This window comes from Citrobacter sp. FDAARGOS_156, from assembly GCF_001559235.2.
Taxonomy (GTDB): domain Bacteria; phylum Pseudomonadota; class Gammaproteobacteria; order Enterobacterales; family Enterobacteriaceae; genus Citrobacter; species Citrobacter youngae.
In genome coordinates, this window is record NZ_CP014030.2 from 2,227,999 (window position 1) to 2,240,422 (window position 12,424).

10 protein-coding genes are annotated in these 12,424 nt (G+C 52.9%); 6 read left to right on the forward strand and 4 right to left on the reverse strand.

Features of this window, described 5'->3' with window-relative positions:
* Positions 1-204: 204 nt before the first annotated feature.
* Positions 205-840: a TetR family copper-responsive transcriptional repressor ComR gene (gene comR / locus AL515_RS10750; RefSeq protein WP_061067735.1), complete on the reverse strand. Its 636-nt coding sequence runs from the start codon at positions 838-840 to the stop codon at positions 205-207.
* 243 nt (positions 841-1,083) lie between these two features.
* On the opposite strand from comR, the gene bhsA reads away from it, so the two are divergent.
* Complete coding sequence (gene bhsA, locus AL515_RS10755; protein ID WP_040231961.1) at positions 1,084-1,341, forward strand: multiple stress resistance protein BhsA; 258 nt, start codon at positions 1,084-1,086, stop codon at positions 1,339-1,341.
* Between the two features lie 83 nt (positions 1,342-1,424).
* Here the strand turns inward: bhsA and ldtC are convergent, their stop codons facing one another.
* The 3 genes from ldtC to AL515_RS10770 all read right to left on the reverse strand — a co-directional run bounded on the left by ldtC (position 1,425) and on the right by AL515_RS10770 (position 7,167).
* Positions 1,425-2,390: a L,D-transpeptidase LdtC gene (ldtC, locus tag AL515_RS10760; protein WP_061067736.1), complete on the reverse strand. Its 966-nt coding sequence runs from the start codon at positions 2,388-2,390 to the stop codon at positions 1,425-1,427.
* Between the two features lie 147 nt (positions 2,391-2,537).
* A complete protein-coding gene (mfd, locus tag AL515_RS10765) occupies positions 2,538-5,984 on the reverse strand; it encodes a transcription-repair coupling factor (protein WP_061067737.1) in 3,447 nt (1,148 codons plus the stop codon).
* A gap of 118 nt (positions 5,985-6,102) precedes the next feature.
* Entirely contained in the window at positions 6,103-7,167 is a 1,065-nt protein-coding gene (locus tag AL515_RS10770) for an acyltransferase family protein (protein WP_061067738.1), read from the reverse strand.
* 261 nt (positions 7,168-7,428) lie between these two features.
* Here AL515_RS10770 and lolC point away from each other — a divergent pair, with 261 nt between their 5' ends.
* The 5 genes from lolC to cobB are packed head-to-tail and all read left to right on the forward strand — an operon-like array spanning position 7,429 to position 12,358.
* Positions 7,429-8,628, forward strand: coding sequence for a lipoprotein-releasing ABC transporter permease subunit LolC (lolC, locus tag AL515_RS10775; RefSeq protein ID WP_061067739.1), 1,200 nt, complete (start codon positions 7,429-7,431; stop codon positions 8,626-8,628).
* Positions 8,621-9,322: a lipoprotein-releasing ABC transporter ATP-binding protein LolD gene (gene lolD, locus AL515_RS10780; protein WP_061067740.1), complete on the forward strand. Its 702-nt coding sequence runs from the start codon at positions 8,621-8,623 to the stop codon at positions 9,320-9,322. Before lolC ends, lolD begins: the two co-directional genes overlap by 8 nt.
* Positions 9,322-10,566, forward strand: coding sequence for a lipoprotein-releasing ABC transporter permease subunit LolE (gene lolE, locus AL515_RS10785; RefSeq protein WP_061067741.1), 1,245 nt, complete (start codon positions 9,322-9,324; stop codon positions 10,564-10,566). The genes lolD and lolE overlap by 1 nt, the downstream gene beginning before the upstream one ends.
* A gap of 43 nt (positions 10,567-10,609) precedes the next feature.
* On the forward strand, positions 10,610-11,521 hold the full coding sequence (nagK, locus tag AL515_RS10790) for an N-acetylglucosamine kinase (RefSeq protein WP_048211952.1): 912 nt from the start codon (positions 10,610-10,612) through the stop codon (positions 11,519-11,521).
* 15 nt (positions 11,522-11,536) lie between these two features.
* Complete coding sequence (gene cobB, locus AL515_RS10795) at positions 11,537-12,358, forward strand: Sir2 family NAD+-dependent deacetylase (RefSeq protein ID WP_040231971.1); 822 nt, start codon at positions 11,537-11,539, stop codon at positions 12,356-12,358.
* The last annotated feature ends 66 nt before the right edge of the window (positions 12,359-12,424 follow it).

Genomic DNA, 12,424 nt, shown 5'->3' on the forward strand with positions numbered 1-12,424 from the left:
AAACCGATCGTTACATTATGAAACGGGTATTAAAACAAATGCGAATATTGCTGATAATGATTGACATTATCAATGTATTTTACAAAATAAATGCATTAACCCAATGAAAACAATAAAGAATGTAGGGGTTAAAATGTGCCGTTTCCACCAGGAGCAGCGTAAGCTCCCGGTGATGACATTAAGACGTGGGTAGTGTGGGGATGGTTAATCTTTAATCAGTTCAGGCCACAATCGTAATGTGGTGTGCGCGATCTGCATCAGTTTTTCGAACGAGGCTCCTTCGCGGGCGCTGATCGACATACCCTGCAAAATACAGTTCAGATATTCAGCCAACTTTTGTACATCGCAGTGTGCTGGTATTTCACCCTTTTCCTGTCGTTGATGCAGAAACTGAGCCAGCGTCTGTTCCTGCATGGCGTGACGGGATTTAACCGTGTGCGCAATGTCCCGGGAGGAGGCGGCCAGCGTAGCGGATGTGTTAATCATGAAACATCCCGCAGGCGTGTCTTTACTGGTGAAGCAGGTCGCTATGGCGGTGAAATAGTCCTCAAGTGCAGATTCGAGGCTTTTTTCTTCACAAAACAGTTGGGCTTCGTGTTTTGCCGCGAAGCGACTGATATAGCGGTCCAGCACGGCACGAAACAGTCCTTCCTTATTGGTAAATTCTGCATACAGCGTAGGCGCTTTTGCCCCGGTTGCTTCTACGAGATCGGCGAGCGATGTCGCTTCATATCCGTGCTGCCAGAAGAGTGTCATGGCCTTATCAAGCGCGGCTTCCCTGTCGAACACTTTTGGTCGGCCACGGCTTTTTTTTGCACAACCTGTCGTTTCAGTTGTCATGGTGCCGTTGTACCTGGTTGGGTTTATTGAATAACCATTATAAAAATAATCGCGCAGACACTCCAGTGCATTCAAGATAAAAATAATTCAATGCTATTGATATGAAAAATAAGACCTTTGTACTTTAAATAACAATCGTTATAAAAAAATGTTGACGTGTGACCTGGATCACATCTATGATTTATCTATCGATCGTTAAGTTAATCGCTTACGGCACACATTCATCTGCTAAAGGTCACTATCATGAAAAACGTAAAAACTCTTTTTGTCGCTGCTGTCCTGAGCTCACTTTCATTTGCAAGCTTTGCCGCTGTTGAAGTTCAGGCTACACCTGCAGGCCAACAGAAAGTCGGTATTATCTCCGCCAACGCCGGGACTAATTTAGGTTCTCTGGAAGATCAACTGGCACAGAAAGCAGATGAAATGGGGGCGAAGTCATTCCGTATTACTTCTGTTACCGGTCCTAACACCCTTCACGGGACTGCAGTTATCTATAAATAAGTTGTAAGCCCTCGCAATGCCACTGCGAATTCAATAAAAAACCCCGCGGGAACAAACCGGCGGGGTTTTTTTATAACCTGAATTTACAGCGTTTGTGCAGGAGCATCGTGATGGCGTGTCACGTCTACAGGCATGCCTGAACGTAGCTCCATTGCATGCTCCATCACAGCTGCGTCTGTTTGTGCCGCATTTTTAAAGTTCTGCATTGATGAATTCAACACGATTGGCAGTAACTGCGGGTCGTCATTAATCTTTTCTGACAGCGGTTGGTGTACTTCAACCAGGCGCATACCGTTAGGTTCAACGGAGGCTTTAATCGGCGTGTTGATGATGTTCACTTTGGTTCCCGGCGTAACCTGACGGAATAAGGTTTCAATATCACCGTCACGCAGGCGAATACACCCGGAACTAACACGCATACCGATGCCAAAATCCGCGTTGGTTCCATGCAGCAAATACACACCGCCGTAAGCCGCTAAGCGGATTGCATGATGGCCCATCGGGTTATCCGGCCCGGCAGGTACTACGGCAGGGAGGTCGATACCATTGGCTTTATACCGTGCTCGGATATTCGCTGTTGGTGTCCAGGTGGGGTTGGCGCGTTTATCCGAAATGGTGGTTACCATTGTCGGGGTTAGCGTGTCACCGCCTAACTGGCCAATGCCAATGGGATACACGGTCACCGATTTTGTCCCTGGCTGGTAATAGTAAAGACGCAGTTCGGCGAGGTTAATGACAATCCCTTCGCGTGGGGCATCCGGTAGCAGAGTTTGCAATGGGATGGTTAAAACACTGCCCGGGCGAGGTACGTATGGATCGACGCCGGGGTTAGCCTGCAGCAGCGCTAAAAAGCCGACGTTGTATTTTTTCGCAATGGCTTCCAGCGATCCGCCGTTGTTTTCGACAACGTGAGTGGCATTTTCGCCCACCAGTTTGCTGCCCGGCGGCGGGAGCGGCCAGGTATTCGCTTGAGCCGGGAGCGCTAATGCGACGGTCGCCGCGAGCGTAAAAAGCGTTAGCCAGCGAGAGAGTCGTTTATTGTTTAACATCACCTAAATCCATTGTTTTTACGTGGTTTTTATTATGTAAAAGTAAACAGGAATTATGGCGGTTTGCTGTGTCGGGAAGTGCAGGGAAGTGCAAAGAGTTTGTAAATTCATCGGCCGGGCAAGCACCGTGCTCACCCGGCCGGAACGCTATGCTATGGCGTTTTCTTCCAGTTGACGCATAAACTGACGTACCCAGTCGATACGGGTTTTACGCTCAGCTAAATCTTGCATGAACTTCAGCCTGGTTGGGCCATCCAGACGGAAGTGTTGCGGTTGCTTTTGCAGTAAGCCAATCAGCCACACCGGGTTGACGTGGTTCTTCTCGGCAAACTCAATCGTCCCGCCTTTTTCATTGCCTTCTAGCTTTCTGATACCAAGTTTTTGCGCTTGCTGGCGCAAACGGGCAATATCCAGCAACGTACGGGCCGGGTCAGGCAACAAACCAAAACGGTCTATCAGCTCGACCTTAATTTCTTCCAGCTCGTTTTCGCCTTTCGCACTGGCAATGCGCTTGTAGAACGACAGTCGCGTATTCACATCGGGGATGTAGTCATCTGGCAATAGTGACGGCATCCGCAACTCGACTTCAGTTTGCTGGTTGGTGAGATCTTCGAGTGACGGTTCGCGTCCCTCTTTTAGCGCGTCAACCGCGTTCTCCAGCAGTTCCATGTATAGTGAGAAGCCGATGGTTTCCATCGAACCGCTCTGATCTTCGCCCAGCAGTTCCCCCGCGCCGCGAATTTCGAGGTCGTGAGTGGCTAGCGCAAAACCTGCACCCAAATCTTCCAGTGATGCAATTGCCTCAAGGCGTTTTTGTGCATCGGTGGTCATCGCTTTTGGATGCGGCGTCAACAGCCAGGCATAGGCCTGATGGTGTGAACGTCCCACGCGGCCGCGTAGCTGGTGCAATTGTGCCAACCCGAAATGGTCAGCGCGCTCGATAATAATGGTGTTAGCGGTTGGAATGTCGATCCCGGTTTCGATGATGGTGGTACACACCAGCACGTTGAAGCGCTGATGGTGGAAATCGTTCATCACGCGTTCCAGCTCGCGTTCGCGCATTTGTCCGTGTCCAATCCCGATTCGCGCTTCCGGTACCAGCTCTGCCAGCCTGTCAGCGGTTTTCTGGATGTTTTCAACATCGTTGAACAGATAGTAGACCTGCCCGCCGCGCAGCACTTCACGCAGGATAGCTTCGCGTACCACCAGGCTGTCGTATTCGCGCACGAAGGTTTTGACCGCCAGACGACGAGCGGGCGGTGTGGCGATGATCGACAGATCGCGCATGCCGCTCATCGCCATATTGAGCGTACGCGGGATCGGGGTTGCGGTCAGCGTCAGAATATCGACATCGGCGCGCATTGCTTTAATACGCTCTTTGTGACGGACACCGAAGCGGTGCTCTTCATCGACAATCAGCAGACCCAAATCTTTGAGTTTCACATCGCTTTGCAGCAGTTTGTGCGTGCCGATGAGAATATCGATTTTACCTTCGGCAACCTGCTCCAGAATCTGCGCTTGCTCTTTGGCGCTACGAAAACGGGACAGCATCTCAATGCGCACGGGCCAGTTGGCAAAACGATCGCGGAAGTTGTCGAAGTGCTGCTGGGCGAGCAGGGTGGTCGGCACCAGCACGGCAACCTGCTTGTGATTCTCTACGGCGAGGAAGGCGGCGCGCATCGCCACTTCGGTTTTACCGAAGCCGACATCGCCACACACCAGGCGGTCCATGGCCAGCGGCTGACACATATCGCTGAGTACCGCGTTGATGGCCTGCGCCTGATCGGGTGTGGTTTCAAATGGGAAGCTGTCACAAAACAGCTGATACTGCTCGCGGTCGTGTTTAAAGGCAAAACCTTCTTTTGCCGCACGCTGGGCGTAAATATCCAGCAACTCCGCCGCGACGTCACGTACCTTCTCGGCGGCTTTCTGCCGGGCGCGCGACCAGGCATCTCCGCCAAGTTTATGCAGCGGGGCATTCTCTTCCGCGCCTCCGGCATAGCGGCTTATCAAATGCAACGATGACACCGGTACATACAATTTGGCGTCGTTGGCGTAGGTGAGCATCAGGTATTCGCCGGTAATGCCGCCCGCTTCCAGCGTGGTCATACCGGCATAGCGACCCACGCCGTGCTCCAGATGCACCACCGGCTGACCTGGATGCAGCTCTGCAAGGTTACGAATTAACGTATCCGGGTTGATGGTACGACGAGAATCCTGGCGGCGGCGCGCCACGCGTTCACCCAGCAGATCGCTTTCACAAATCAGCGCCAGATTGCGTTTGCTATCGATGAAGCCATGCTCGGCTGCACCAATCATCAAATAACGACCATTGTCTGCGGCTTCATCAAGACGCAATATCCGCTTCGGCGCAACTTTGATGCGAGCCAGAAGTTCGCCAAGCGCTTCCCGGCGACCTTCACTTTCCACTGAGAAAATTACCGGACCGGTAAAGCTCTCAAGGAATTTACGTAACGCATCTAACGGTGATTTTTGCTGCGCCTGCACGGCGATATCCGGCAGCTTCTGGAACCCGAGGTTAGTATTCGCAGCTTTGTTCGCCAGACTCTCGGTTTTTAGCTGAACGCGCGGCCAGCGTTTCAGTTCAGAAAACAGCTCATCCACCCGCAGCCACAGTGATTCAGGTGGCAGAAGCGGGCGCATCGGATCAACGCCGCGATTCTCAAAACGTGACAGGGTATCGGCCTGGAAGCGCTCAGCGCTGGTCTCGATATCGCCGGTATTCACCAGCAGCGTATTGGCCGGGAAGTAGCTGAACAACGGCGGCAACGGCTCGTTGAAAAATAGCGGCTGCCAGTATTCAATACCCGCAGGTAACGTGCCTTTGCTGACCTGCTGATAAATATGTTCGGCGTCGCGTTTCACCTCAAAGGTGTCGCGCCACTGACTGCGGAACAGCTCGATGGCCGTTTTGTCAGTCGGGAATTCGTGCGCGGGAAGCAAATTAATGGCATCGACTTCTTCCAGCGTGCGCTGGGTGTCGGTATCAAACAGACGCAGGCTGTCGATTTCGTCATCAAAGAAATCAAGGCGATAAGGCAGCTCGCTGCCCATCGGGAACAGATCCAACAACGCGCCGCGCGTGGCGTATTCGCCGTGTTCCATGACCTGATCAACATGGCGATAGCCGGCGCTGTCCAGCTGCTCACGCAGGGCATCACGCGACAGGCGCTGACCCTTTTTCATCACCAGTGCATGACCGTGTAGATAGCTGTGCGGGCAGACGCGCTGCATCAACGTGTTGACCGGTACGATCAGCACACCGCGTTGCATCGCAGGCAGTTGATACAACGTGGATAGTCGCGAGGAGATAATTTCCTGATGTGGGGAAAAACTGTCATAGGGCAGTGTTTCCCAGTCAGCCAGATTCATCACCATCTGGTCGGTAAACTGACGAATTTCATCATGCAAACGCAGTGCATTTTGCATGTCCGGCGCGATCAGCACCACTGGCCCCGCGTGATGTTCAGCGATTTCGGCGACCAGCGTCGCGCAGGCGGCATCGGTAAGTTCACCCAACTGGCGCTGATCGCCAGCTTTTGCTGGAAGCGTGTAACGATGTTGTTCAGGCATTCGGTTGTCAGGATCTCGTTTGGATATACGTCTGATAAGCAATGTTTCTTTATTATCCGTGATCGTTTCTCATAAGCAAATTGATTCGCCCCCGAAGGGGGGCAAAAACGCGTTGAAGTTAGCGCGAGGCGGTCGATAAAGAAGGCGGGGAAAATAGCAGGTCGGCCACTGTTTTTTGTGAAATTTTACGCACCAACAGGCCAAACAAGGTGCACAGCAGCAGGCAGGCGAACGGATACACCAGCAGCAGGGCCAGCTCTGCATATGCAGGCCAGGCGGCATGATTGATTTTGGGGATTAGCGTTAAGCTGAACAGCTCAACCAGAATACGGTGGGTGGTGTAGATGGCGATGGTATTGGCGCCAATCACGCTTAACGGGCCGGACTCACGCATACCAAAGCGCAGCTCAAATTGATAAAACAGCTTCATGATCAGCACAATGGAAAGAAGAGAAAGTAATAGTGAAACATTTGCCAGCCATGCAACGGCGGCGACGATTGTACTAACCAGAAAAAGCACAGAATGGCGGCGCAGGGGAACCTCTTTGATCCATGCCATCAGCGTTGCACCAAACCACGCGCCGAGGCTGTAGTATGGCAGGTTACGAATGACGCTGTTCATTCCCCACCACGGTGTCGGGACATAATTGATCGCCACGCTCAACACGACAAATAACGCCAACAATGGCGCCGCCCAGCGGCTGAAAAGCTTACACAAAACAAAATAAACAATCAGTGCGTACAGATACCACAAGCTGGTGCTGGCGGTGAGCATCCCGTGGGTAAAATCACTGATCGAATCGGCATAGGCGGCGTTGGCGGTATGGTTCAGATCGCGCTGCGGGGCCAGCCAGTTATTGAGCGCGACTAACGCCAGCCATTGTACCACCCCCCAAAGCACCAACACCCAGGCGATGCTCCAGATTCGTTTATCCAGGCAGGTGGTCCACGTGACGCTATCGATATAGCGACGGATCAGATACCCCGAAATAAAGAAAAACACCGGCATGCGAAACGGCGCAAGGTACAAGTTCAGGTAAATCCAGCATTTGCTCAGTATCTCTGAAAGCGGATGCTGAAAAGTAGTGAGGTGCGGGTAAAACGTGATTACCGAGTGATAAATTACCACCAGACAAATACATAACCCTTTGATCTGGTTAATCCATAGTTCTTTTTTAATCATCGAGACGGCGTATCCATATTGATTGCTATAGCCTGCCATCCTGCGCAACTCGCGGTGGGCTGTAATGCGTAACTGTCTGCATTTTGTTTTTTTAAGATAAAGATCAGGGATCTGGACTTAAGAAAAGAGGGACAACTTTAGCGGATTGATTTATTTATACTTTTAGGACAAGTGCTGACGAACACTTACGGTTCAGTCATTTACCCATTCCGCTTTCGCTTATATACTCGTGACTTTGCTAACAGCAACCAGACGGATTTCATGTACCAACCTGTCGCTCTATTCATTGGCCTGCGTTATATGCGTGGGCGTGCAGCAGATCGCTTCGGTCGCTTCGTTTCCTGGCTCTCCACCATTGGCATTACCCTCGGGGTAATGGCGCTGGTCACGGTGTTGTCGGTGATGAACGGTTTCGAGCGCGAGCTGCAAAACAATATCCTTGGCCTGATGCCTCAGGCCGTTCTCTCGTCTGAACAGGGTTCTCTGAACCCGCAGCAACTGCCGGAAAAAGCGGTGGTGTTGAACGGCGTCAACCGCGTCGCACCGATAACTACGGGGGATGTGGTGCTGCAAAGTGCGCGTAGCGTGGCGGTCGGCGTGATGCTGGGCATCGACCCGGCGCAAAAAGATCCTCTCACACCGTATCTGGTCAATGTGAAGCAAACAGATCTGCAGCCGGGTAAGTATAATGTCATCCTCGGTGAGCAGCTTGCCGGGCAGTTGGGCGTCAATCGCGGCGATCAAATTCGCGTGATGGTGCCTTCGGCCAGCCAGTTTACGCCGATGGGGCGTTTGCCGAGCCAGCGTCTGTTTACGGTGATTGGCACCTTCGCCGCCAACAGTGAAGTCGACGGTTACCAGATGCTGACCAACATTCAGGATGCGTCACGTCTGATGCGTTATCCGGCAGGCAATATCACCGGCTGGCGTTTGTGGCTGAACGAACCGCTAAAAGTTGACACGCTGAGCCAGCAAACGCTGCCGCAGGGCACCAAATGGCAGGACTGGCGCGAGCGCAAAGGGGAACTGTTCCAGGCCGTGCGCATGGAGAAAAACATGATGGGGCTGCTGCTTAGCCTGATCGTGGCAGTTGCGGCTTTTAATATTATTACCTCGTTGGGTCTGATGGTAATGGAGAAGCAAGGGGAAGTGGCGATTCTACAAACGCAGGGGCTAACGCCGCGGCAAATCATGATGGTGTTTATGGTTCAGGGGGCCAGTGCCGGAATTATCGGCGCGCTGCTGGGCGCGGTGCTGGGCGCATTGCTTGCCAGCCAACTGAACAACCTGATGCCGATTATCGGCGTGCTGCTGGACGGTGCCGCGTTGCCGGTTGCTATTGAGCCGCTGCAGGTGATCGTCATTGCGCTGGTGGCGATGGCCATCGCGCTGCTGTCTACGCTTTATCCTTCCTGGCGCGCTGCCGCCACTCAACCCGCTGAGGCTTTACGTTATGAATAAGATCCTGTTGCAATGCGACAACCTGTGCAAACGCTATCAGGAAGGCACGGTGCAGACTGATGTTCTGCACGATGTCAGTTTTAGCGTCGGCGAGGGTGAGATGATGGCGATTGTCGGCAGCTCAGGCTCCGGCAAAAGTACACTGCTTCATCTGCTCGGCGGGCTGGATACACCGACTTCCGGCGACGTCATTTTTAGCGGTCAGCCGATGAGCAAACTCTCGTCAGCGGCGAAAGCGGAACTGCGTAATCAGAAGCTCGGATTTATTTACCAGTTCCACCATTTGTTGCCAGACTTTACCTCGCTGGAAAACGTGGCGATGCCGCTACTGATTGGCAAGAAGAAGCCGGCTGAAATTACCGAGCGCGCACGTGACATGCTGAAAGCGGTTGGGCTGGATCACCGTGCCAGTCATCGCCCGTCTGAACTGTCGGGCGGCGAACGCCAGCGCGTAGCCATCGCCCGTGCGCTGGTGAATAACCCGCGCCTGGTACTGGCAGACGAGCCAACGGGTAACCTTGATGCGCGAAACGCGGACAGCATTTTCGAACTGCTGGGTGAGCTGAACCGCTCTCAGGGCACGGCATTTCTGGTGGTGACGCACGATCTGCAACTGGCGAAGCGCATGAGCCGCCAGCTTGAAATGCGCGATGGTCGCCTGACGGCTGAACTGAGCCTGATGGGGGCTGAGTAATGGCATCGCCTTTATCATTATTGATTGGTCTGCGCTTTAGCCGCGGTCGGCGACGCGGTGGCATGGTGTCGCTGATTTCCGTGATTTCTACCGTCGGTATTGCGTTGGGCGTGGCGGTGTTGATCGTCGGTCTAAGCGCCATGAACGGATTTGAGCGAGAGTTGAACAACCGTATTCTGGCCGTGGTTCCGCACGGTGAGATTGAAGCGGTAAATCAGCCGTGGAACAACTGGCAGGAAGCACTCGACAAAGTTCAGAAAGTGCCGGGTATTGTCGCTGCGGCGCCTTATATCAATTTCACCGGGCTGGTGGAGAGTGGGGCGAACTTGCGCGCCGTACAGGTAAAAGGTGTTGATCCGCAGCAGGAACAGCGTTTAAGCGCACTGCCATCCTTCGTGCAAAACCACGCCTGGGATAATTTTAAAGCCGGTGAACAACAAATCATCATTGGTAAGGGTATTGCCGATGCGCTGAAGGTGAAGCAGGGCGACTGGGTGTCGATTATGATCCCTAACGCCAGCGCGGATCATAAGTTACAGCAGCCTAAACGCGTGCGTTTGCACGTTACCGGTATTCTGCAACTGAGCGGTCAGCTCGATCACAGCTTTGCCATGATCCCAATGGAAGACGCGCAGCAGTACCTGGATATGGGTTCCAGCGTTTCCGGGATTGCCCTGAAGGTCAACGATGTCTTTAACGCCAATAAGTTGGTGCGAGATGCGGGCGAAGTGACCAATAACTATGTTTATATTAAGAGCTGGATCGGTACTTATGGCTATATGTATCGCGATATCCAGATGATCCGCGCCATTATGTATCTGGCGATGGTGCTGGTGATTGGCGTAGCCTGCTTTAATATCGTTTCCACGTTAGTGATGGCGGTAAAAGACAAAAGCGGCGATATTGCGGTATTAAGAACGCTGGGGGCGAAAGACGGACTGATCCGCGCCATCTTCGTCTGGTATGGACTGCTGGCGGGTCTGTTCGGTAGCCTGATAGGTGTGGTTATTGGTGTTGTTGTTTCTCTACAGCTCACACCGATTATCAATGGTATTGAGGCGCTTATCGGCCATCAGTTCCTCTCCGGCGATATCTATTTCATTGACTTCCTGCCATCGGAATTACACTGGCTGGATGTGATTTACGTGCTGGTGACAGCATTAGTGCTGAGTCTTTTGGCGAGTTGGTATCCGGCGCGTCGCGCCAGCAATATTGATCCTGCGAGAGTACTTAGCGGCCAATAACAATATATACACTAAAGCATTCATGCTGCATCAAGGAGCGGTGATGTATTACGGATTTGACATCGGTGGGACTAAAATTGCGTTAGGCGTATTCGATAATCAACGTCGTTTGCAATGGGAAACGCGCGTCCCTACGCCGCGTGACAGTTATGACGCTTTCCTTGATGCGGTGTGCAATTTGGTGCAGGAAGCAGACCAGCGGTTTGGCATTAAAGGTTCGGTTGGCATCGGCATTCCTGGTATGCCGGAAACGGAGGACGGTACGCTGTATGCAGCCAACGTTCCTGCTGCCAGTGGCAAACCGCTGCGGGCCGATCTCAGCGCACGACTGGATCGTGATGTGCGTCTGGATAATGACGCCAACTGTTTTGCACTCTCCGAAGCCTGGGACGATGAGTTCACCCAGTATCCGTTAGTGATGGGCTTAATCCTCGGCACCGGTGTCGGTGGTGGCCTGGTGCTTAACGGAAAGTCTATCACTGGACGTAGCTATATTACCGGCGAGTTCGGTCATATCCGTTTGCCTGTTGATGCGTTGACGTTGATGGGATTTGATTTCCCGCTGCGTCGTTGCGGATGTGGTCAACTGGGGTGCATCGAAAGTTATCTTTCCGGTGGCGGATTTGCGTGGTTGTACCAGCATTACTACCATCAACCTCTGGATGCCCGTGAAATTATCACCCTCTGGGAGCAAGGCGATGAGCACGCGCATGCGCATGTAGAGCGTTATCTGGATTTGCTGGCCGTTTGCCTGGGGAATATCCTGACTATCGTCGATCCAGATTTAGTGGTGATTGGCGGTGGCTTGTCGAACTTTACCGCTATTACGACGCAACTGGCGGGCAGGCTGCCACGTCATTTGCTGCCCGTTGCCCGTGTGCCGCGTATTGAGCAGGCACGACACGGTGATGCGGGTGGGATGCGCGGAGCCGCTTTCCTACATCTTACCGATTAATACAAAGAGGTTGTTATGCTGTCGCGTCGGGGTCATCGATTAAGCCGTTTTCGTAAAAATAAACGCCATTTGCGCGATCGCCTGCGTCAACGGATCTTTTTCAGAGACAGAGTGGTGCCTGAACTGGTGGAAAAACCAAGGGTGTTAGTCCTGACTGGCGCGGGAATTTCCGCTGAATCAGGGATTCGTACCTTCCGTGCTGCGGATGGTCTTTGGGAAGAACATCGGGTTGAGGATGTGGCAACGCCGGAAGGATTTAGCCGTAATCCTGGACTGGTTCAGTCGTTTTATAACGCCCGTCGTCACCAGTTGCAACAGCCCGAAATTCAGCCAAACGCGGCGCATATTGCGTTGGCAAAACTCGAAGCCGAGCTGGGTGATCGCTTTCTACTGGTAACGCAAAATATTGATAATCTGCACGAACGTGCGGGAAGTCAGAACGTTATCCACATGCACGGCGAGCTTCTTAAGGTTCGCTGTTCGCAAAGCGGGCAGATTTTAGACTGGACAGGGGACGTCACGCCAGAAGACAAATGCCATTGCTGCCAGTTCCCTGCGCCCCTGCGACCGCACGTTGTCTGGTTTGGCGAAATGCCGCTGGGGATGGATGAAATTTATATGGCGCTGGCGATGGCAGATGTTTTCATTGCCATTGGCACGTCAGGGCATGTTTATCCGGCTGCGGGTTTTGTCCACGAAGCGCGTCTGCATGGGGCGCATACGGTGGAGTTAAATCTGGAGCCAAGCCAGGTGGGTAGCGAGTTCGAAGAGAAGTATTACGGCCCGGCAAGCCAGGTGGTGCCCGAGTTTGTAGAGAAGTTATTGAAGGGATTGTGATCACGGATGGCGTAGGCCCGATAAGCGCAGCGCCATCGGGCAGTGATGATGCGCCGGATGCGACGC

Coding starts and splice junctions, on each gene's coding strand:
- comR (WP_061067735.1), bottom strand. CDS start 840: ATGACAACTGAAACGACAGGTTGTGCAAAAAAAAGCCGTGGCCGACCA.
- bhsA (WP_040231961.1), top strand. CDS start 1,084: ATGAAAAACGTAAAAACTCTTTTTGTCGCTGCTGTCCTGAGCTCACTT.
- ldtC (WP_061067736.1), bottom strand. CDS start 2,390: ATGTTAAACAATAAACGACTCTCTCGCTGGCTAACGCTTTTTACGCTC.
- mfd (WP_061067737.1), bottom strand. CDS start 5,984: ATGCCTGAACAACATCGTTACACGCTTCCAGCAAAAGCTGGCGATCAG.
- AL515_RS10770 (WP_061067738.1), bottom strand. CDS start 7,167: ATGATTAAAAAAGAACTATGGATTAACCAGATCAAAGGGTTATGTATT.
- lolC (WP_061067739.1), top strand. CDS start 7,429: ATGTACCAACCTGTCGCTCTATTCATTGGCCTGCGTTATATGCGTGGG.
- lolD (WP_061067740.1), top strand. CDS start 8,621: ATGAATAAGATCCTGTTGCAATGCGACAACCTGTGCAAACGCTATCAG.
- lolE (WP_061067741.1), top strand. CDS start 9,322: ATGGCATCGCCTTTATCATTATTGATTGGTCTGCGCTTTAGCCGCGGT.
- nagK (WP_048211952.1), top strand. CDS start 10,610: ATGTATTACGGATTTGACATCGGTGGGACTAAAATTGCGTTAGGCGTA.
- cobB (WP_040231971.1), top strand. CDS start 11,537: ATGCTGTCGCGTCGGGGTCATCGATTAAGCCGTTTTCGTAAAAATAAA.